The organism is Mycobacterium ostraviense (assembly GCF_002705925.1).
Classification (GTDB): domain Bacteria; phylum Actinomycetota; class Actinomycetes; order Mycobacteriales; family Mycobacteriaceae; genus Mycobacterium; species Mycobacterium ostraviense.
Window position 1 is genome coordinate 5897858 of the sequence record NZ_NKRE01000001.1, and the last position, 20445, is coordinate 5918302.

General features: G+C 66.4%; 19 protein-coding genes and 3 pseudogenes. 14 read left to right on the forward strand and 8 right to left on the reverse strand.

All coding sequences use genetic code 11. The features are described from left to right. The first annotated feature begins 1 nt into the window (after position 1). Genes CDN38_RS27455 through CDN38_RS27465 form a run of 3 tightly spaced genes read left to right on the forward strand, consistent with a single transcriptional unit; the run spans position 2 to position 4586 of the window. The gene (locus CDN38_RS27455; protein WP_075511504.1) at positions 2–1528 is read left to right on the forward strand and encodes an acyl-CoA synthetase; all 1527 of its coding nucleotides are present in this window, start codon (positions 2–4) and stop codon (positions 1526–1528) included. Between the two features lie 23 nt (positions 1529–1551). Next, complete coding sequence (locus tag CDN38_RS27460; protein ID WP_075511503.1) at positions 1552–2919, forward strand: aromatic ring-hydroxylating oxygenase subunit alpha; 1368 nt, start codon at positions 1552–1554, stop codon at positions 2917–2919. Next, on the forward strand, positions 2916–4586 hold the full coding sequence (locus tag CDN38_RS27465; protein WP_075511502.1) for an FAD-binding protein: 1671 nt from the start codon (positions 2916–2918) through the stop codon (positions 4584–4586). Before CDN38_RS27460 ends, CDN38_RS27465 begins: the two co-directional genes overlap by 4 nt. A gap of 38 nt (positions 4587–4624) precedes the next feature. On the opposite strand, the gene CDN38_RS27470 is transcribed toward CDN38_RS27465, so the two are convergent. The 4 genes from CDN38_RS27470 to CDN38_RS27485 all read right to left on the reverse strand — a co-directional run bounded on the left by CDN38_RS27470 (position 4625) and on the right by CDN38_RS27485 (position 8163). Next, entirely contained in the window at positions 4625–5467 is an 843-nt protein-coding gene (locus tag CDN38_RS27470; protein WP_075511501.1) for an enoyl-CoA hydratase-related protein, read from the reverse strand. A 40-nt stretch (positions 5468–5507) separates the two neighbouring features. Then, positions 5508–6671 (reverse strand): acyl-CoA dehydrogenase family protein, encoded by a 1164-nt coding sequence (locus tag CDN38_RS27475; RefSeq protein WP_075511500.1) that lies wholly within the window; start codon positions 6669–6671, stop codon positions 5508–5510. 194 nt (positions 6672–6865) lie between these two features. Then, positions 6866–7411, reverse strand: coding sequence for a class I SAM-dependent methyltransferase (locus CDN38_RS27480; protein WP_075511499.1), 546 nt, complete (start codon positions 7409–7411; stop codon positions 6866–6868). 122 nt (positions 7412–7533) lie between these two features. Next, positions 7534–8163: a TetR/AcrR family transcriptional regulator gene (locus tag CDN38_RS27485; RefSeq protein ID WP_099319292.1), complete on the reverse strand. Its 630-nt coding sequence runs from the start codon at positions 8161–8163 to the stop codon at positions 7534–7536. Between the two features lie 394 nt (positions 8164–8557). Here CDN38_RS27485 and CDN38_RS27490 point away from each other — a divergent pair, with 394 nt between their 5' ends. From CDN38_RS27490 to CDN38_RS29080, 8 genes are all read left to right on the forward strand, one after another. Further along, positions 8558–9070, forward strand: a complete 513-nt coding sequence (locus CDN38_RS27490) for a hypothetical protein (RefSeq protein WP_075511498.1) — start codon at positions 8558–8560, stop codon at positions 9068–9070. Positions 9071–9142: 72 nt separating this feature from the next. Then, the gene (locus tag CDN38_RS27495; RefSeq protein WP_075511497.1) at positions 9143–10354 is read left to right on the forward strand and encodes a cytochrome P450; all 1212 of its coding nucleotides are present in this window, start codon (positions 9143–9145) and stop codon (positions 10352–10354) included. Continuing rightward, positions 10351–10545, forward strand: a complete 195-nt coding sequence (locus CDN38_RS27500; protein ID WP_075511496.1) for a ferredoxin — start codon at positions 10351–10353, stop codon at positions 10543–10545. Before CDN38_RS27495 ends, CDN38_RS27500 begins: the two co-directional genes overlap by 4 nt. Before the next feature lie 162 nt (positions 10546–10707). Then, positions 10708–11496 (forward strand): heavy metal-binding domain-containing protein, encoded by a 789-nt coding sequence (locus tag CDN38_RS27505; protein WP_075511495.1) that lies wholly within the window; start codon positions 10708–10710, stop codon positions 11494–11496. Beyond that, complete coding sequence (locus CDN38_RS27510) at positions 11496–11879, forward strand: DUF5073 family protein (RefSeq protein ID WP_075511494.1); 384 nt, start codon at positions 11496–11498, stop codon at positions 11877–11879. The genes CDN38_RS27505 and CDN38_RS27510 overlap by 1 nt, the downstream gene beginning before the upstream one ends. 31 nt (positions 11880–11910) lie before the next feature. Beyond that, entirely contained in the window at positions 11911–12327 is a 417-nt protein-coding gene (locus tag CDN38_RS29795) for a hypothetical protein (protein ID WP_180276396.1), read from the forward strand. Continuing rightward, positions 12324–12824: a hypothetical protein gene (locus tag CDN38_RS29800; RefSeq protein ID WP_180276397.1), complete on the forward strand. Its 501-nt coding sequence runs from the start codon at positions 12324–12326 to the stop codon at positions 12822–12824. The genes CDN38_RS29795 and CDN38_RS29800 overlap by 4 nt, the downstream gene beginning before the upstream one ends. A gap of 17 nt (positions 12825–12841) precedes the next feature. Then, entirely contained in the window at positions 12842–13096 is a 255-nt protein-coding gene (locus tag CDN38_RS29080) for a hypothetical protein (protein WP_142361342.1), read from the forward strand. Here the strand turns inward: CDN38_RS29080 and CDN38_RS27520 are convergent. Continuing rightward, a pseudogene (locus CDN38_RS27520) lies at positions 13051–14158 on the reverse strand (sulfite oxidase). The gene CDN38_RS29080 and the pseudogene CDN38_RS27520 sit on opposite strands and share 46 nt — an antisense overlap. Before the next feature lie 252 nt (positions 14159–14410). Between CDN38_RS27520 and CDN38_RS27525 the strand changes: the two are divergent. Both CDN38_RS27525 and CDN38_RS27530 read left to right on the forward strand, forming a co-directional pair. Then, the gene (locus CDN38_RS27525) at positions 14411–15277 is read left to right on the forward strand and encodes a DUF4344 domain-containing metallopeptidase (protein ID WP_075511491.1); all 867 of its coding nucleotides are present in this window, start codon (positions 14411–14413) and stop codon (positions 15275–15277) included. A gap of 104 nt (positions 15278–15381) precedes the next feature. Beyond that, complete coding sequence (locus tag CDN38_RS27530; protein WP_082277206.1) at positions 15382–16563, forward strand: glycosyltransferase; 1182 nt, start codon at positions 15382–15384, stop codon at positions 16561–16563. A 394-nt stretch (positions 16564–16957) separates the two neighbouring features. On the opposite strand, the gene CDN38_RS27540 is transcribed toward CDN38_RS27530, so the two are convergent. After that, entirely contained in the window at positions 16958–18193 is a 1236-nt protein-coding gene (locus CDN38_RS27540) for an FAD-dependent oxidoreductase (protein WP_082277214.1), read from the reverse strand. Between the two features lie 165 nt (positions 18194–18358). Between CDN38_RS27540 and fadD1 the strand changes: the two genes are divergently transcribed. Next, entirely contained in the window at positions 18359–19951 is a 1593-nt protein-coding gene (gene fadD1 / locus CDN38_RS27545; protein ID WP_075511490.1) for a fatty-acid--CoA ligase FadD1, read from the forward strand. A gap of 96 nt (positions 19952–20047) precedes the next feature. Here the strand turns inward: fadD1 and CDN38_RS27550 are convergent. Together CDN38_RS27550 and esxJ are read right to left on the reverse strand one after the other, a co-directional pair. Next, positions 20048–20329 (reverse strand): annotated as a pseudogene (locus CDN38_RS27550) (WXG100 family type VII secretion target); the annotation flags it as partial. A gap of 38 nt (positions 20330–20367) precedes the next feature. Then, a pseudogene (esxJ, locus tag CDN38_RS27555) lies at positions 20368–20445 on the reverse strand (type VII secretion system ESX-5 protein EsxJ); the annotation flags it as partial.

The window sequence follows — 20445 nt, forward strand, 5'->3', positions numbered from 1 at the left end:
GATGAACCTGACCGACCACGTCGGCAGCGCCGCTCCGGCACTCATCGTGGGTGACGGGCCGGCCATCTGCTACGCGCAGTTGCACGCCCGGAGCCGACGGGTCGCCGCGCTGCTGCACCAGGCGGGGCTCAGGCGGGGCGACGGGGTGGCTCTCCTGCTGGCCAACCGCCCGGAGTTTCTCGAAATCATTTGGGGTTGCCAGCTTTCCGGGCTGTACTACACGCCGGTGAACACCCACCTCACCGTTGACGAGGTGGCCTACATCGTCGACGATTGCGAGGCCCGGGCGGTGTTCGTCGACTCGGCTTTTGCCGATCTGGGGGGCAAGCTGGCCGAACGCAACCCGCGGCCCGAGGTTCTGGTCTGCGTCGGCGGGAGGTTACCCGGCTGGCGTTCCTACCAGGACGCGCTGGCCGGTGCCGGCGCGGATTTCCCGGCATCCGACGGCAGCGAGATGCTGTATTCGTCGGGCACCACCGGCCGGCCCAAGGCGGTGCGCCGTCCGCTGCCCACCGCCAACGGCTCCTGGGCTCAGGCGGTTCTGGAGATGGCGCTGACCCAGCGCTACAAGATGAGCCCGGCCAGCGTGTACCTGTCCCCCGCGCCGCTCTACCACGCCGCCGGCGTGAACTACGCCATGGCGGTCCACCGCGTCGGGGCTACCGTCGTCATCGTGGGCAAGTTCGACGCCGAGACCGTGCTGCGGCTGATCGAAACGCACCGGGTCACCCACGCACAGTTCGTGCCGACAATGTTCGTGCGGATGCTCAAGTTGCCCGAACACGTACGGCGCGGCTACGACGTCTCCAGTCTGCAGTGCGTGCTGCACGCCGCCGCCCCCTGCCCGGTGGACGTCAAGCACCGGATGATGGACTGGTTCGGACCCATCATCCACGAATACTACGGAGGGACTGAGGGATTCGCTGGCACCACGATCGGCCCGCAGGAGTGGCTGGCTCACCCGGGCTCGGTCGGCAAACCCTTGAGCCCGGTGCATGTCGTCGGCGACGACGGAAGTGAGCTGCCCGTCGGGCAGTGTGGCGAGCTCTATTTCGAGGGCGGCCCGCCATTCGAGTACTTCAAGGATCCCGTCAAGACCGCGTCGGTGTGCAACGAACGCGGGTGGCGCTCCTTGGGCGACATGGGCTACGTCGACGAGGACGGATACCTCTACCTCACCGACCGCTCGGCGTTCATGATTGTCTCCGGCGGCGTCAACATCTATCCGCAGGAGGCGGAGAACCTGCTGGTGATGCACCCCAAGCTGGTCGACGCGGCGGTATTCGGTGTTCCCCACGACGAATTCGGTGAGGAGGTCAAGGCCGTGGTGCAACCGGTGGACGTTGTTGTGGCCGGACCCGACCTGGAGGCGGAGCTCATCGACTACTGCCGTGCGGACCTGGCCTGCTACAAGTGCCCGCGCAGCGTCGACTTCGTCGCGGAACTGCCCCGGGACCCGAACGGAAAGCTCTACAAGCGGCGCATTCGCGAACGCTACTGGCAGGGCCGAACATCGCGGATCGTGTGAGCATCGTGTGAGGGAGAAACCAGATGGTGAGCATTGAGGTGAACTGGACTCCGCTGCCGGTGCCGTGGGCGGTCCAGACCGCCGACCGGATTCCCAAGCAGCGCTACTACGACCCCGAGTTCTACGCGCTGGAAACTGAACTGTTGTGGCCGCGCGTCTGGCAGATGGCCTGCCGGCTCGAGGAGATCCCCAAGCCGGGCGACTACGTGGAGTACCAGATCCTGGACGAGTCGATCATCGTGGTGCGGGTAGCCGGTGACGACGTGCGGGCCTACCACAACGCGTGCCGGCATCGTGGGGTAAAGCTGGTGGAAGGCAACGGATCTCGGCGCACCTTCGTCTGCCCCTTCCACGGCTGGTGCTGGGGCATCGACGGGCGCAACACCTATGTCGCGCGGCCGGAGGTGTTCGACGAGCACAACCTGTGCCCGCAGGATCTTCAGCTCGTGTCGGTGCGGTGCGAACTGTGGGGCGGGTGCGCGTGGATCAACCTCGACGACGCCGCGCCCGCGTTGCGTGCCTGCCTGGAGCCGTTCGCCTCGATCTACGACGCCTGGGAGGTCGAATCGCTGCGCACCGAGTGGTGGCAGTCGTGCCGATTGCCGGTGAACTGGAAGCTGGCCACGGCGGCGTTCATGGAGGGCTATCACGTGCCGCAGACCCACCCGCAGCTGTTGCCGTGGGCGCACGGTGCGGCCGCGCCGGGCACCCACCCGGTCATCCAGAGCAGCCTGTATTTCATGCGGACGCTCGGCGCCGGCATGGGTGGCATGACGCACGCCAACGACATTCGCATCGCCGAAGGCCTGCAGCACATCGAGTTGCCGGACGATCCCGCCGAGGCGATGACCGCCTGGCGCGGCAGGCTCAACGACGCCGTCGTCGCCTGGCATCGGGCCCGGGGATGCGATGTTCCCGATCTCAATGAGTTGGCGCGGCGCGGCATCGTCGACGCGATCGGGTTTGGCTTCCCGCATTACTTCCTGTTGCCGCAATACAGCAGCGCTTCCTCGTACCGGATTCGTCCGCTGGGGCCGGAGGAGACGTTGTTCGAGATCTGGTCGCTCACCCGGATTCCACCGGATCAGGTCACCAAGCCCGCCCCGCCGGAACCCAAGGCGCCCGACGACCCGGCCTGGCCGCCGATTCCCGCGCAGGACTTCTCCAATCTGCCACGGCAGCAAAAAGGACTGCACTCCAAGGGCTTTGAATACATGCGATTGTCGAACCAGATCGAAGGGCTGATCTCGAACTTCGAGCGGGTCATCGACGGGTTCCTGGCCGGGCTGCCCTACGACACGCTGGTGCCCGCGATCCAGCAGACCAACACCACCATCGACGTGCCGATCGCCGACCTGGGATTCACTCCGGGCGTTTCGGCGGCACAGTGAGCACCCGGTGGGACCGATCGGTCGACCTGCTCATCGTGGGCAGCGGCGGGGGCGGCATGGTGGCGGGGCTGGCCGCACTCGACCGTGGGCTCGAGCCGCTCATCGTCGAAAAGCAAACCCTGGTCGGCGGTTCCACGGGGCTCTCCGGCGGCATCGTCTGGCTGCCCAACAACCCGTTGATGCGGGCCGAGGGCATCGCCGACACCTACGAAGACGGGCTTGCCTACCTGGCCGACGTGGTCGGCGACGTCGGCCCGGCGTCTTCGGCTGCCCGCCGGGAAATGTTCCTGTCCGCGGGCTACGAGATGATCGATTTCCTTGTTCGCAAAGGGGTTCGGCTGATCCGGTGTGCCGGCTGGAGCGACTACTACCCGAATCACCACGGCGGCAACGCCGCCGGCCGTGCCGTCGAGGGAATCCCTTTCGACGCCGCTGCCCTGGGGGTCTGGAGCCACCGGCTGCAGCCGCCGCTGGCCAAGAACTACGGCTACGTGGTGCTGACCAACGAGTTGCGCTCGGTGCAGTACTTCAACCGGTCGCCACGCGCCTTCGCGGTAGCAGCCCGGGTATTTCTGCGCAGCCGCGCCGCGCGGGTCCGCGGCCGCCACATCCTCACCAACGGGGCATCATTGATCGGCCAGCTGCTCAAGGCGCTTATCGACCTCAGCGACGGCCGGCCGCCGCTGTGGACCAACGCCGCCATGGACGACCTCGTCGTCGACGACGGCCGGGTGGTCGGGGCACGCGTCACCCACGACGGCGTTGCGATGAGTATCGAGGCGCGCAAGGGAGTCCTGCTGGCCGCCGGTGGCTTTGGCCACAACGCCGAGATGCGACGGCAATACAGCGGCGATCAGCCCAACGACGGTAAGTGGTCGATCGCCAATGCCGGCGACACCGGGGAGGCGCTGCTGGCGGCCATGCGGCTGGGCGCGAAAACCGACCTGCTCGACGAAGCGTGGTGGCTCCCTTCGGTATTCATTCCCAATGGCGGCGCAGCGGCGGCGTCACTGGGGTCCGGACGGCAACGGCCGGGCGCCATCTACGTCGACTCGACCGGCCGCCGATTCTGCAACGAGTCGAACTCCTACGTCGAAGTCGGCAAGGCGATGTACGCCGCCAAGGCGGTGCCGTGCTGGATGATCTTCGACCACGGCTACGTCCGCCGATACGTCACGGGCGCCAATCCCCTCAAGCGGCGGTTGCCGCCCGAGTTCATCGACAGCGGCGCCGTCAAGCGCGGTGACACCGTCGGCGACCTGGCCCACCGGATCGGGGTGCCCGTCGACGCGCTGACGCGAACGATCCAGCGGTTCAACCACTTTGCGGCCCAGGGGCTTGATCCCGACTTCGGGCGCGGTCAGTCGGCGTACAACATCTGCCTGGGCGACCCGGGCTACCGGCCCAACGCCGCCCTAGGCCCGCTGCGCCGGGGGCCCTACTACGCAACCAGGGTATTTCCGGCCGATGTCGGGACTTGCGGCGGTGTGCTCACCAACGAGCACGCCCAGGTTCTCGACGAGGATGGCCGGGTGATCGAGGGCCTCTACGCCACCGGCAATACCACCGCGACGGTGATGGGACGCACGTATCCAGGAGCCGGCGCGAGCATCGCCAACTCGATGGTGTTCGGCTACGTCGCCGCCCGGCACGCTGGCCGAGCGTGACGCTATCGTCACGCTCGGCTGCGAATGTGACTGCAGCGTCACGCGGGCGGCAGGTCGGAATCGTCGACGAAATCGCGCGGCTTCAGGCCGGACTGCATCAGCTCGGCACGGCGGGCCTGAACATCGGAGGCCGCGCCGACCATGTTGGTCAGAATATGGCTGACCTGCAGGTGCACCCGCATACCCATCAGCTCCCAGGCTCGCTTGACGTTGTTCTTCACCGCCATCAGCGTGGTGAGCGGGATCTGGGCGATCTTGCGGGCCATCTCCTCGACGGTGGCTTCCAGGTCTTCGCGGGGCACGACCCGGTTGAGCAGGCCCCAGTCGAGGGCTTGCTGCGCCGACAATGTTGGCGCCAGCAGCAGCCAGTCCATGGTGCGGTGCCAATTCATCAGCAACCACGGCTCGATCATGGTGTGCCCGCCGGGCTCGCCAAGGCTTTGGGCGAGCGGCATCTGGAAGTACGCCTCCTCGGACGCGACACAGAAGTCGGTCAACAGGCCAAGATAGATGCCGCCGCCCATGCAGTAGCCGTGGATCTGGGAGATCGTCGGCTTGGGGAATTCCCACAGATACAGCGTGGGCCACAGGAATAGGTCGGCGGTGCCCTTGTACAGGTCCTCGAAGGTATTGCCGAAATCCGGGTATGGGTTTTCGTCCGGACCCCAGCGTGCCACATGGCCGCCGCAGAAGCCGTTGCCGTTGGCCTTGAGAATGACGACCTTGATCTCTTTATCGCGGTCGGCCTCGTGCAGGCAGTTGTCGACTTCGGTGACCAGGACCGCATTCTTGGTGTTGGCCTTGTCGACCCGATTCAGGATGATCCGCGCGATCGGTGGTTCGCGCTCGTAAATGATCGCTTCGAGGACGCGCCGTTGCATGCTGGTGACAGTACCCGACGCAGCTGTACCCGAGCGGCGCCTACAGCGACCGGCTGATGATCTCCTTCATGATTTCGCTTGTGCCGCCGTAGATCTTGGTCACTCGGGCCGCCGCGTACGCGCGCGCGATGGGGTATTCCATCATGTAGCCATAGCCGCCGAAGAACTGCAGGCACCGATCGACGATGTCGACCGCCTTGTCCGCGGCGATCAGCTTGGCCATCGACGCCGTGGCCGGGTCGTTGCTACCGTCGATGTACTGCTGCACGCAGTGGTCGACGGTGGTCTTGATCGACAGCGTCTCGGCCTTGAGCTGTGCCAACTCAAACCTGCTGTGCTGGAACTGGATCAACGGGCGCCCGAACGCCTCTCGCTGCCTGGTGTAGCGGATCGCCTCCAGCACCGCGCATTCGGCCAGACCGGCGCACTGCGAGGCGATGACCAGTCGCTCGCGGGCCAGCTGCTCCATCAGCTGGTAAAAGCCCAGCCCCTCGTTTTCGCCGAGCAAGTTCGCCACCGGTACCCGCATATCCGAGAAGAACAACTCCCGGGTGTCCTGGCCATGCTGGCCGATCTTTTCCAGCACCCGCCCACGTTCGAAACCGCGCAGCTGCTCGTCGGTTTCGGCAACGATCAGGGAAACCCCTGCCGCACCGGCCGCCGGATCCGTCTTGGTGACGATGATCAGCAGATCACAGTGAGTTCCGTTGGAAATGAAGGTCTTCGAACCGTTGATCACATAGTGTGAGCCGTCGCGGACGGCTGTGGTGCGGATCCCCTGCAGGTCGGAACCGGCACCGGGTTCGGTCATCGCGATCGCCAGCACGGCGTCGCCGCTGATAACTCTGGGCAGCCAGCGTTGCTTCTGTTCCTCGTTGCCGTAGGCGTTGAGATAGTGCGCCGCGATCGGTGAGTGCACTGCCCACCCCGAGGAGGTGTCGTGCGCCAGTGCCTGCTCTTCGGCGAAGACGGCGGAATACCCGAAATCGCCACCGGCGCCGCCGAACCGTTCGGGCAGGTCCAGCCCGAGCAATCCCGCGTCGCCCAGCTTGTTCCAATACTCACGATCGACCTGATGGTCGCGGGCCCAGCGTTCTTGGTTGGGAGTGGACTCCTTGAGCAGGAACTCGGCAGCGTACTTGCGCAGCTCGCGATGTTGATCGGTTTCCCAACTAGCCCGGTAGGCCGGGAAAAGCTCGGACATGGCTGCCCCCTGATGTTGCTCCGCGCAATATCGGTTCAGGTTCGCATAGTTTTCGATCGTTGGCGGTGGATTCGGCAAAAAGCCCCGGCATGCTCCCGGGCGCCGCCACACCTGGCATCGGGAATTGTGATGCACGTGCCGAAGTCACTGCGAACACAGGTGCTTCGCAGTTCCGGCCGCGGGGCGGCGGACGGCTAGGAGCGCGCCAACAGCCAGGCCTGCCCTTGGCCTTCCCCAGCGGCAATCACGTCCAGTCCGGCAAACGCCGCCCGGAGCTGGCCGCGCCCGGCGCGGAACGGTCGCGCGGCCGCACCGACCTCGCTGAGCACGGCGATGGCCAGCAACCCGCCCGGTGCCAATCGCTGGATCATCGGCTGGTCCAGGCGGCGATCCAGGAACTTATGGCAGACGATCAGGTCGACGGGTGGCCCGGGCGGTAAACCCGCGTCGAGATCGACAACGTCGAATCGACAGCGATCGGCGACCCCGCAACGCGCGGCCAAATCCCGTGCCTGGCCTATCGCCACCGTAGAGATATCCAATCCCCATACGTCCAAGCCGCGGCGGGCCAACCAGACAGCGACCAGTCCCTGACCGCAGGCCAGGTCGAGAGCCTTTCCCGCGGTTGGGAATACGTCCGCGTGAGATCCGAAGGCGCTGGGCGGCCCGACAGCGCCGACTTCCGGCGGTCCCTGGCTGCTGTACCGCTCGTCCCAGCTGCGGCGATCCTGCTCGGCCACAACCTGTTACACCGGACCGGTGCGCAGATACCCTGGTGCACCGGCCGAGCCTGCTCGCCCGTCCGTCGGTTCTGACCGTCGGCAGCACACCAAGCGTACGATTCCGGACTCTCCCGCGGAAGTCACTGTGCCCCAGAGTTTTCCAGATAGGCAACGATAGCATTGGTCAACCCGCGGCGCGCCTGATCGAGGTCGGAGTAGGTACCCAGCTGCCTTTCGGAGGTGATACCACGCATCGCTCCCGGGATGAACGCGGCGACCTCGCGTACCCGGTCGGGATCGACATCCATATCAGCGAATGCTTTCTGGCAGGCCGCAGACCAGCTCTGCTGCCACGACGCCAGCTCGGCAGCGGTTCGGGGAAAGTGCCGCTCGAGTTCGGCGCGGTTGTTGGGCAGTGCCCGGCGAAGCGTCTCGATCGCACGGGAATCGGTCGAGGTCAGCCCGTCGTACAAGGTGTTGATGATGACCGAGACCCGCTCGTGAAGCGGACCGCCGGAGACGGCATTCGACGGCAATTCGCCACGCCGCTGCGCCGTGCGGTGCAAAACCGCGGCCCACAACCCGTCGATATCGCCGAACTGGTACTTCACCGCGCCCCAGGTGGCGCCGCTGTCCTTGGCGATGCGATTGGCCGACGCGGCCCCGGGTTCGCCGGTGGCCAGCGACCGTATCGCAGCCTCGAGCATGCATTCGCGCGTCGCAAGGCCGCGCTTGTTGGCACGCCGCCCCGCTACGCCCGCCTCAGCCATTCATGCGATGTTAGCGGCAGCGCTCATCGCGCGGCTAGCACCGCGCGTCAGCGATTTCTGCCCTCCTCGACAGAGGCTGCGGCAATCCCGGCTTCAGCGCCGCGGTAATTCAAACCCATTGCCGGCAGCGTGATTTGGGCTTTCGGCGGCTGCCGAGCTTGCAGGCTGCCGGGAATTGGGCTGCGCACCGGGATTCGCGACATCCGTCGTCAACGGCAGAGGCCCGGATTACCGGCCACCACCCGACACGAGTGAACCGATCCCTCAGCGCCTATAGTCCTGCTCGGATCGCGTAAACGGCTCTCGACCAGTCAACAGTGCCACGGTTGCCGCACCTCTTCTGGCCCGGCAATCCGCAGCCGGCCGACGGTGGCGGTCTGGGCCCGGAGGAGGAATACAGGTGTCGGGTCTACGAGAGCTCGCATTGGGCAGTGCGCCCGTCTTCGGTGGTGTCATGTTGGCCGTTGCGGCTGGGCAATTCAAGGGCACCGACTTTCGCGGCCAGCTCAAGCAGGACATGGACCTGCTCGATCGGCTTCCCGCCGACGCCCCGCAACGCGCCGATCTGGAACGCACGATCAACGAACGCATCGGTGACCTGGTGGACGCCGCCGACCGAAGTCGCGCGCTGCGCAAAGCCGCAATGTCCTACCAGGGCAACTGGCGCGACATCGTGCTGTTGCTGTGCGCGGTGCTGTTCACCGTCATCTGGTGGGAGGTCAACCACAGCCGCAGCAACTGGCTGCCGACGTTCATCCTGCTGATCGTGCTGTCGGTGGTGGCTGCCGGTTACGCGCTGCGCGGCGCGCTGCGCAGTGTCACCTCGCTGGCCCGCAAACGGCACGGCGGCCAGCGCCACGAACCGACTTCGGGTGAGCGCGGCAGCACCGAACCGCAACATCGGTAAGTTACGTATTTTTGCAATATAAAGGGGCCGCAGGCATTGCCCCGCTCCCGGCGGCGGTGCCACGCTATCTGCATGACAGAAACCGAGGGGTATGTCGATCAGGCGGTGACCGGCATCGCCGAGCCACAACCCATGTACAAGGCGCTGCGGGAGTCGACCCCGGTGTTCCGGGCGCCGCAGGCGGTGGTTCTAAGCCGGCTTGCCGACATCGAGATGGCGCTCAAACGCACCGATCTGTTCTCCTCCAACATGGATGCCGTCGATCTCGGTAACCTGCGGCCGCTGATCCCGCTGCAAATCGACCCGCCCGAACACGCCAAGTACCGCCGTATCCTCGATCCGCTGTTCACTCCGCGGGAGATGGCTCGGCGCGAACCCCACGTCACCGCGCTGGTGAACGAGATGATCGACCGGTTCGCCGGCCGCGGTGAATGCGACTTCCATGCCGAGTTCGCGGTGCCGCTGCCGTGCACCGTCTTCCTGCAGCTGCTGGGCCTTCCCCTGGAAGACCTCGACAAATTCCTGGAGTGGAAGGACGGCGTCATCCGTCCCGCGGGTTCCACCGGCTACGACGACCGCCACGAGGCCTCGGCAGCAGTAGCACAACAGATCTACGACTACTTCGACCGGGCTATCGACGACCACATCGCCAACCCGCGCGACGACGTGCTGTCGGCGATGATCGCGGCCAACGTCAAAGGGCTAGAAGGGCTAGAAGGGCTAAAAGGCGAGTTAGCCGGCCAACCGCTATCCCGCGAGGAGCTGCTCGACATCTGCTTCCTGTTCCTGATCGCGGGCCTGGACACGGTCACCGACTCGCTCGACTGCTTCTTCGTCTACCTGGCGCGACACCCCGACCATCGTCGTCAACTCATCGAGCAGCCCGACGTTCTGCCGCATGCGGTCGAGGAGCTGTTGCGCTGGGAGACGCCGGTGCCCGGCGTCGCCCGGGTGGCCATGCACGACGTCGAGGTGGGGGGATGTCCGATCCGCAAGGGTGAACGCGTCAGCCCGTTACTCGGCGCGGCCAACACCGACCCGGCGGAGTTCCCCGATCCGGAACGAGTGGATTTCACCCGCAACCCGAACCGGCACCGCGCGTTCGGCGGCGGTCCGCATCGGTGCCTCGGTTCCCACCTGGCGCGCATGGAGCTGCGGGTGGCGTTGCGCGAATTCCACCGCCGCATCCCGGATTACGAAATCAAACCCGGCACCCAGCTGGTTTACACCGCCGCCCTGCGGTCGGTGGAATCGTTGCCCCTGACGTTCCCGGTCGCGCTATGACGCACATCTCGGTCGACGCCGATCGCTGCGTCGGGCACGGACGCTGCTACACCCTGGCGCCGGATGTCTTCGACGCCGACGAGGTCGGACACTCCGTCGTGCGGGTCGCGGACGTCTCGGGCGAGCTGGAGCGGCAGGCCGTGACGGGAGCGGAAAACTGCCCGGAGCAGGCGATCACCCTGTCCCGGTGAGCAGCCGGCCAGATCGCTTGCCGCACAACGCCCTCACGGCCCGACGCCCGCGACACCTGAGGATGCCGGTGACCGACGCGTGAGCACCGGAGGCGGGATATCACCGACGCTGGCGCTGGACTCGTCGTACGCTGACGCAAACCACAGAAGGGACACCTGCACATGCAACCAGGTTCGCTCGATCCGGTGGCCAGCGATCGTTTGTCGCACGCCGAAAAGTCATTCACGTCCGACTTGTCGATCAACGAGTTCGCGCTGTTGCATGGGGCCGGGTTCGAACCCATCGAGCTGGTCATGGGTGTCTCGGTCTACCACGTCGGCTTCCAGTTCAGCGGCATGCGGCAGCAACAGGAATTGGGCGTGCTGACCGAGGCGACCTATCGGGCGCGCTGGAATGCGATGGCGCGCATGCAGGCCGAAGCCGATGCGCTCAAGGCGGACGGGATCGTCGGGGTCCGGCTCAACTGGCGTCAGCACGGTGAAGGCGGCGAGCATCTGGAGTTCATGGCGGTCGGCACGGCGGTGCGCTACACCGCCAAGCCCGGGTCATTTCGGCGTCCCAACGGGCAAGCGTTCTCCAGCCACCTGTCCGGGCAGGACATGGTGACGCTGCTACGGTCGGGGTTCACGCCGGTGGCCTTCGTGATGGGCAATTGCGTGTTCCACATCGCGGTGCAGGGGTTCATGCAGACGCTGAAACAGATCGGCCGCAATATGGAGATGCCGCAGTGGACACAGGGCAACTACCAGGCGCGGGAACTGGCGATGTCGCGCATGCAGAGCGAGGCGGAGCGCGACGGCGCCACCGGCGTGGTGGGCGTGCATTTCGCCATCTCCAACTATGCGTGGGGCCTGCACACGGTGGAGTACTACACGGCCGGAACCGCGGTACGCCGCACCGGCAGCGGGGAAACCATCACGCCGTCGTTCGTCTTGCCCATGGACAACTGATGACCCATTTCGACGCCGATCAGGTGGCCCGGACCATCGGGGCAGCGCTCGCCGGCCCCGGCGGAGTCGCCTTGGTGGTCAACGTTTTCGCCAACCTTCCGGGAGTGATTCACACACCCGCACGACGCGGCCTGTTCCGGTCGAACCCGGAGCGAATCCAGATCGGTGATTGGCGCTATGAAGTTGCCCACGACGGCCGGCTGCTCGCCGGGCACCTGGTGAACGGCATCGTCATCGCCGAGGACATCCTGGCCGCCGGCGCCGTCGGTCCGCACGTCGCCCGCGCGCTGGGTCAGATCGTCAGCCGCTACGGGCCCACGGTCATCCCGAACATCAATGCGGCGGTGGAGATTCTGGGCACCAGTACCGGCTATCGGTACTGAGCCGCCTCCGGAGTAGATAGGGTGCCCCGTGATGGGCGTGTTGCGGTTCCTTTGGCAACGCGTGCTGGCCTTCGACCGAATCGGCTCCCGCATTCCGCAACTGATCCAGGTCTGGCTGCAGGAACTGTTCTTCGTCATGCCGTTGGCCTTCTTCATCGGCAAAGTCATCGACATCCATGGCGCCTTTGGCGTGCCCGGCACCGGCGAGCGGCTCGACGCGACGTTCTGGGGAGCCCTCGTCGTGGCGCTCGTTTTCGGGTTCTTGTTCGTGCGCTCGCTGGTGAAGCCGCGCATCACACAGGGCTCCTGGGCGCCCACGGTGCACGCCGACATCGGAGCGTTCACCGTCTACGGCGGAAACCGGGCCTGGACGGTGACCTATCCCTACCTCACCAGCCACCGTCTTAATGCACTGCTGCTGCTGCTGACCGCACCATCCCCGCCGTGATGGTCGCAGCGACCGTCAACCAGGGCGACAGCACCTTCTACTTCCGGACGTGCGGGATCGTCGGGCTCATCATCCTCGCCTCCATGGCGGTGGCGCGCCTGTTGTCCTGGTACATATTCCGCATCGGCCGCCGCCGGCTCGACGAGCAACTGCGTGGCCTGCCGATCTCACAACGTCGCCTCGGCTGGGAAATCGCCTGGAAACCCGTGCTGGTTCTGGTGGTGCTGATGTATGCGATCGTGTGCATCCCGCTCGGTGCCATGTGGCTGAAGGAGCAGCGCACCATCGCCGCCTTGCCCGTCGTCACCGTTGCCGACACGCAGTATCCCGGCCAATATCGGCGCGTAGCAGGCAAAGTGGCGTCCGAGCCCGTCTACTGGGCGCCGCAAGGGACCGGCCGCGGCGGCAACAACTACGCGGGCGCGGGGATCTTGGCGATGTTGCCGACCGGCGGTGAGGCGCGCGGGCGGGCCATGTTGCTGCTGCCAGAGCCCTGATCCGAGGGAGCCATGCAATGAGAATCGTTTCGGCAGCGGCCGCAGCGGCGACCGCGCTGGGCGTGATGGCGCTGGCCGGTTGTGGCGGGCATCCGAAGTCGACAACGGCCCCGTCGAGCACCGTCGGCCACGGTTCGGCGTCGACGTCGGGCATAACCAGGACGCGGCCATCGAGAAGGGGCTTGCCGGCTGGTCGCCGAGGGCACGCCAGTGCCGAGTTGCCGCGCTACCGCACCGCGCATGCGACGCTGGCCCAGGCGTTGTTGCCGTAGCCGCCCGGATTCCACAGGGACGCCGGCGATTGCGGCTGCAGCGTCCCGGTGTCGTCCCACGCGCGGGTGCTGATGTGCAGCCGGCCGGGCTCGACGTCGACAGTCGATGACCACGACCGCCATGACCATGTGCCGGGCGCCGGGTGCAACTCGGCTTGCCGCCAGGTGTGCCCGTGGTCGAGCGACATGTCGATGCGCGCGACGCGGCGACCGTCGCCGGCGATGCCGTAACCGCGGATTGTCAGTGCGCCGGCGGCGACGACGTCACCGTCGCCGGGGTGCAGAATGTCGCAGTTGAGCGCCAGCGTCGAGAGCGGAATGCCTTCTCCCGCAGCTGCGGTGGCGGAGTCGGCGTCGGGGGGCAGGATCCGGTAGTCATGCGCCTGGAAGTAGTTCTCCGACGGGCCGGGTTGCACGGTGATCGCACTGACCCACTTGACACTGCGGGCGCCGATGTACCCCGGCACCACCACCCGGACCGGGCCGCCGTGGGCAGGTGGCAACGTTTCGGAGTTCATCTGCCACGCCAGCAGCACTTCCGGCGACATCGCCTTGTGCAACGGGATGGAACCGCCGTAAGTCTGGACGGGCCGGGCCTCCGGGGCCACGTCGGGAGCATCGAAGGCGACCTGCAGCCCGTCTTCGACGTGGGTCCCGGCCGCGCCGAGGACGTCGGCCAGGCGCGCGCCATACCATTGTGCGGTCGAGATCGCGCCGTGTTGCCAGGGCTCCTTACCCGGGATCGCTCGCACGCGCAGCAACTCGGCGCGCCGATAACCCGCACATGCCAACGTCGCCCACCACGCTGTGGCACGGGAAATCGTTGATCAGCCGGTCATAGGTCAGCGTCAGCGGTTTGTCCACGCACCCGCTGACCGTCAGGCTCCAATTAGTGGGCGCGATACCGGGAATAGGGCCGTGATTGCGGGCATAGAACGCATCGATCGGGGTGATGTCGCTGCCGGCCAGCGCCGCGACCGGCGGCTCAGCGTTGTAGGGCAGCTCCGCATGCACGATCATGTCGTCTCGCTTGCCCCATGTCGCGGTGGCGTCGGCGGCCATAGTAGAGATGGTCCGCCATCACCGGAGACTGGTCTAGCGGCCAGTGACATTGCCGGCTCGAGCGTGCGGTCGCCGAACAGCTCGGCCGGCGCAAGACGGTCATCGGTCCGGCTGGCTCAGGATCGCAAATCCGCATCGGGATGGCTCGGGTGTCGTACCGTTCTCACAGGTCTCACGCGGTTCAGCGAAGAGCCGGATGCGAGGTCACCGCATCGTGGGACGGGGCTGCGCCGAGGGAAGGGGCTCAACGCGATGAGTAAAGCGACGACCGCGCTGGCGACACTTAGCGTGCTCCTCGCGACTGCCGGATGTGGCGGCTCCACCAGCCGCCAGGCCACCGAAAATTCGCCGTCGGGAAACCAATCGAGCTCAAACACCGCCGCCACTATCGAGCCCGCATCCTCGGGACGGATGAACCCCCGCTACGAAGACGCCGAAACACCGGAGGCGCAACAAGGCCGCCAGCTCATGACGGACGCGAAACTGCTGGAGGCGCTGGCTCAGCAGGTCAACGACACCCTGAATCTGCCCCACGACGTGGCGGTTCTGGGCAAACAATGTGGTGAGCCCAACGATTATTGGGACCCCAATACCAACGAGATAACCCTGTGCTACGAGGACATCCAGCAAAGCGAGCACCGGTTCGCCGCCAGCGGAAACCCGGATCCGGTGGTCGCCGCGGCCGATGCGACGACCTCCGGGTTCTATCACGAACTCGGTCACGCCACCCTGGCCATCTACCAACTCGCGTTCACCGGACGCGAAGAGGATGTGGCCGACCAGCTCTCGGCGTTCATGCTGCTGGCTCCCGGCGCCGACGGTAAGCCCTATCCCGACGGTGTCCGGATTGCGACCAACACCGCCCAGGACTGGAAGTTGAGTGCCAAGGAGGCTGGCGACGCGAACGATCTCCCGTTCTGGGACGGGCACTCCATGGACATCACCCGCATGTACAACTGGGAGTGCTGGATCTACGGGTCCGACCCGACGGCCAACGCGAACATGGTCGACTCCGGCGACCTCCCGGAGGACCGGGCCGGCAATTGCGAGGAGGAGTTCCAGAACATGTCCAAGGCATGGCAGCAGATGCTGGGGCCCCACCTCAAGAAGCCCAGCTGAGCGGGTCAGCTGGGCGGTCTTCCTGAGCAGGAGTTCATGGACCGTTCAGGCATCGGTCGAGCGCACCTCATGAACCGCACACGAGCGACCGTTTATCTCACGGTATGCGTGTCGTCCAGGTCGCCAATTTCTACGGACCTCGTTCCGGCGGACTCCGGACCGCCGTCGACCGGTTGGGATCGGAATACTGCGCACGCGGCCATCAGGTATTTCTGATCGTTCCCGGTGCCCAGGCCACGCATACCCGGTTGCGCACCGGCGTGATGCGAATCACCCTGCCGGCCAAGCTGATTCCCTTCACCGGAGGCTACCGCGCAGTGCTGCCCGGGCCGGTGCGAGCGCTGCTGGAAACGCTGCGGCCCGACGCCCTGGAGGTCTCCGACCGGCTCACCCTGCGATCACTGGGCCGCTGGGGGCGCGACCACGGCGTGACAACGGTCATGATCTCTCACGAACGCCTCGATCGCTTTGCCGGCCAGCTGCTTCCGCGACGCACGGCAAAGGCGTTCGCAGACGCGGCGAACCGGCGAACCGCCGCCGACTACGACACCGTGGTGTGCACCACCGGGTTCGCGCGTAGCGAATTCGACCGCATCGGCGCGACGAATATCGCCACCGTCCCCCTGGGTGTCGATCTGCAGACCTTCCACCCGCGTTGGCGCAGCGCCGTGGTGCGACAACGCTTTGCCGCACCGACGCAGATCCTGCTGGTCCACTGTGGCCGGCTGTCGGTCGAAAAGCGCGCCGATCGCAGCATCGATGCGGTCGCCGCGTTGTGCGACGCCGGTGTCGACGCCCGCCTGGTCGTCGTCGGCGACGGTCCGATGCGCGCCAGACTGCAACGTCAGGCCGCGGGTCTACCCGTCGAGTTCACCGGCTTCATCTCCGATCGGCGCGCCGTCGCCACCATGCTGGCCTGCGCCGACGTGACCCTCGCACCCGGACCGCACGAGACCTTCGGGCTGGCCGCACTGGAATCACTGGCTTGCGGGACACCGGTCGTGGTATCGCGCACCTCTGCATTGGCCGAGATCATCACCACAGACAGCGGTGCATCGGCCGGCAACGACCCGGTTGCCCTCGCGGCGGCGGTCCGCGGCGTCGTCAGCCGCCCTGAGCACGACCGCCGTGCCTGCGCAAGACGCCGCGCGGAGGCCTTCACCTGGCAGCAGGCCGCGGCTGGCATGTTGATTGCACTAAGTGCCCGCGACGGTCAACCCGGCGTTTCCCGTTGTGTGGACGAGGCAATCCGGCTGACGGACGCAGGTTCCCCATTCACCGCATGAAGGTCAGGTGCACGGTAACCCGTGCGGGCCAGCGACTGAAGGAGGGGCGACACGATGATCGCGAAAAGGTTCGCGGGGAAAGCCGTGATCGCCGCAGCGTTGGGAGCATGCGCGCTCGGATTCGGGGGTGCTGTCGCACAGGCTGACCCGGGGCAGCCGTGGATTCCGCCAGGCCCGCATATCAACGATCGGGGTATTGCGAACCCGTTCCCGCCGGGGCAGGTTCAGCAAGTCTGTCCCTGGCAGGCGCCACCCGGCCATTGAATCGGGGCGTTGGCACTACGTCAGCGACTAGTGCCGTCCATCCAGTAAGTATCCCAGAGACGGTGTTGTCAAACCTAACTCCTGCTACTGGTGCTTGGACGACCTCACGGTTTCGGCCGTGCATCCCGGGTCAACCGCTGGTGCTGCCGGGTCCGCGGCGGGCGAATGCGGGGGCATGCTCGGGCCGCACCCCCACGCCGACAAAGTAAGCGGGCAGCATCGACAGCCACGGCAATTTGTCCACTACCGCGAGTAACGCCGCCGGCGGGGTCGGGTCCTTGCCGCCAAGCAGTGGGCCGACCAGCATCCGGTGCAGTACCCGTTGCACCGTTTGAGTCACCACGGTGGGAAGGAGGCGGCGGCGCCGCACGGCGGCCAGGTCGTGATCGGTGATCCGGTGTCGCAGCAGGGGTTCGGCCAAGATAGTCGCCGCCGCGACGGCATCCTGCACGGCCAGGTTGATCCCGACACCGCCCAGTGGAGACATCGCGTGCGCGGCGTCACCGATGCACAGCAATCCATCGGTGTGCCAGCGCCGCAGCCGGTTCACCTTCACGTCGAGATGCTTGACATCGTCCATGGACGTCAGCGCCGCCGCCGACTCGCCCGCCTCGGGAACCAGCGCGGCGACGTCGCGGCCGAACGCCTCGATGCCGCGCGCCCGCAACGCGGTGTCGGCGCCCTTGGGCCCCAGGTAGGCGATCTGGAAGTACCCTTGGCGGGGAATCACCACCAGGGCCTTGCCCGGTCCGAATCGCGGGAGCAACGAGAACTCCGTGGTGTCCTCGTACGGCAGCTTGAACCACCACACATCGAACTTGACCGGGTAGTCGTGTGCTCTCAGCCCGGCCTCCTGACGCGCCATCGACCAGCGCCCGTCGCACGCCACGGTCAGCTCCGCCCTCAGCTCACCGGGGCCGTCGGGTCCTTGGTAGCGCACTCCGACCACCCGATCGCCGTCGCGCAGCAGCCCGGTGGCTTCGGTCTTCATGCGCAACATGAAGGTCGGCTCGGCCTGGGCCGCCTCCGCGAGCAGGTTCAGCAGATCCCACTGCGGCACCATCGCGATGTACGGGTGGGGTAGGCGCAGCCGCTCGAAGTCGACGTAGGTCACCGAACGTCCGCCCGTATCGAAGGTCGCCTTGCGGACCTCGCTGAAGGGCAACGCCGCAAAACGCTCCCACAGTCCCAGCTCGTCGAGCAGCCGCAGGGTCGTCGGATGCACGGTGTCACCGCGGAAATCCCGGAGGAAGTCACCGTGCTTCTCCACCAGGGTGACCTCGACACCAGCCCGGGCCAGGAGCAGCCCGAGGACCATGCCGGCTGGGCCGCCGCCGATAATCGCGCATGTGGTTGTCTCAGACATCAGCGCAAGCATAAGGTGCGCACGCGGCTTACCCGCGCTCAACGGAGCACCGGGGCATCGGTCTCGGCCCAGGCCACCGCTGTATCCGCCGCCGACGGGATGGTGGGCGGTGCCGCATTGCTGGCCGGCCCACACGGGCGCCCCGAATGACCGGCGGTTCAAGCCATGACTGACACCATCCAAACGCTGCTGCAACAGCGCGCATCCGATTCCTCGGTCGCGGTGAAATACCATGATCTGCAATGGACTTGGCGCCAGTATCTGGCGGAGTCAGCGGCGCGCGCCGCGGTTTTGATCGCCGCCGCCGATCCGGGCCGGCCGATGCACATCGGCGCTCTGCTGGGCAACACACCCGAAATGCTGGCCCAGATGGCGGCCGCCGGACTGGGCGGCTATGTGCTGTGCGGCCTGAACACCACCCGCCGGGGCGCGGCGCTGGCCGCCGACATCAGGAAGGCGGACTGTCAGGTCGTGGTGACCGACGCCGAACACCGCGACCTGCTACACGGTTTGGACCTGGCCGGCACCCGGATTCTCGACACCGCGACACCGCAGTGGGCCGAATTGGTCGCCGCGGCCGGTCCGTTGGTCCCGCATCGCAAGGTCGACATGACGGACCCGTTCACGATGATCTTCACCTCCGGCACCAGCGGAAGCCCCAAGGCGGTGCAGGTGTCGCAGCTGATGCCGATGTTCGCCGGGCGCAGCCTCACCGAGCGTTTCGGCCTCACCGAGCAGGACACCTGCTATGTGTCCATGCCGCTGTTTCACTCCAATGCGGTGGTCGCCGGGTGGGCGCCCGCAGTGGTGTCCGGCGCGGCCATTGCGCCGGCGAAGTTCTCGGCCACCCACTTCCTGGCCGACGTCCGCCGCTACCACGCCACGTACATGAACTATGTCGGCAAGCCGCTGGCGTACATCCTGGCCACTCCGGAGCGCGAGGACGACGCCGACAATCCGCTGCGGGTGGCGTTCGGCAACGAGGCCAACGAGAAAGACATCGAAGAGTTCGCGCGCCGCTTCGCGGTGCAGGTCGAAGACGGCTTCGGCTCGACCGAAAACGCGGTCATCGTGATCCGCGAACCCGGAACTCCGCCCGGCTCGATCGGCAAAGGTGCCCCCGGAGTCGCGGTGTACAACAGCGAGACCGTCGCCGAGTGCCCTGTCGCGCGCTTCGACGAGCACGGTGCCCTGCTCAACGCCGACGAGGCCGTGGGCGAATTGGTCAACACCACGGGGTCGGGGTTCTTCAGCGGCTATTACAACGATCCCGACGCCAACGCCGAACGGATGCGCCACGGCATGTACTGGTCCGGTGACCTCGCCTATCGCGACGCAGCGGGCTGGATCTATCTGGCCGGCCGCACCAGCGACTGGATGAGGGTCGACGGGGAGAATCTGGCGGCCGCACCGATCGAACGAATCCTGTTGCGCCACAACGCTATCAACCGCGTAGCGGTCTATGCGGTGCCGGACGAGCACGTCGGTGACCAGGTGATGGCCGCGGTCGTGCCGCATCGGGGCCGCGCCTTCGACCCCGGCTCGTTCGAAGCGTTCCTGGACGCGCAGCCCGACCTGTCCCCCAAGGCCCGCCCACGCTACATCCGCATCGCCGCCGACCTGCCCAGCACCGTCACCCACAAGGTGCTCAAGCGCCAGTTGATCGCCGAGCGAACGAGCGTCGGCGCGGGTGAGACACTGTGGGTGCGCGAGCCACGCGGCACCGCATACCGGATCGCGTTCAGCGGCGACGCCTAGGAGGGTGGTGTTTTTCGCGTGGCGTTGACCCGATAGTCGGGCGTGATCGGTGAGAATGGTTGGGTGAGTTTGGGTTTGACGCCGAAGCAGGCGGAAGGCCCAGCTGGAGCCGACGGCGCTGTCGGTCTGCGCCATGTTGCTGCCGGCGGCCTGGACCTTCTGGCCGTGGGCGTTGGCCTGCTCGTAGATCACCTGGAAGTTGCGACCCAACTGGGTGATGAACTCCTGGCAGGCCACCGAACCGGCGCCGCCCCAGAAGTCGCCGGCAGCCAGCACATCGCGAACGATGGCCTGGTGCTCGGCCTCGAGCGACGCCGCCTGGGCACGGATGGTGGCGCCGTGAGCGTCGACATCGCCGAACTGGTAATTGATGGTCATTGGTCTTGTCCTCCTGAATCGAAGCTGTCGGGCCGGGGCTAGCTGCTGAGGATCTGCTGGGAGGCCTGCTCTTGCTGCTCGTAGTTGTTGGCGTCGCGGATCAGGCCGTCACGCAC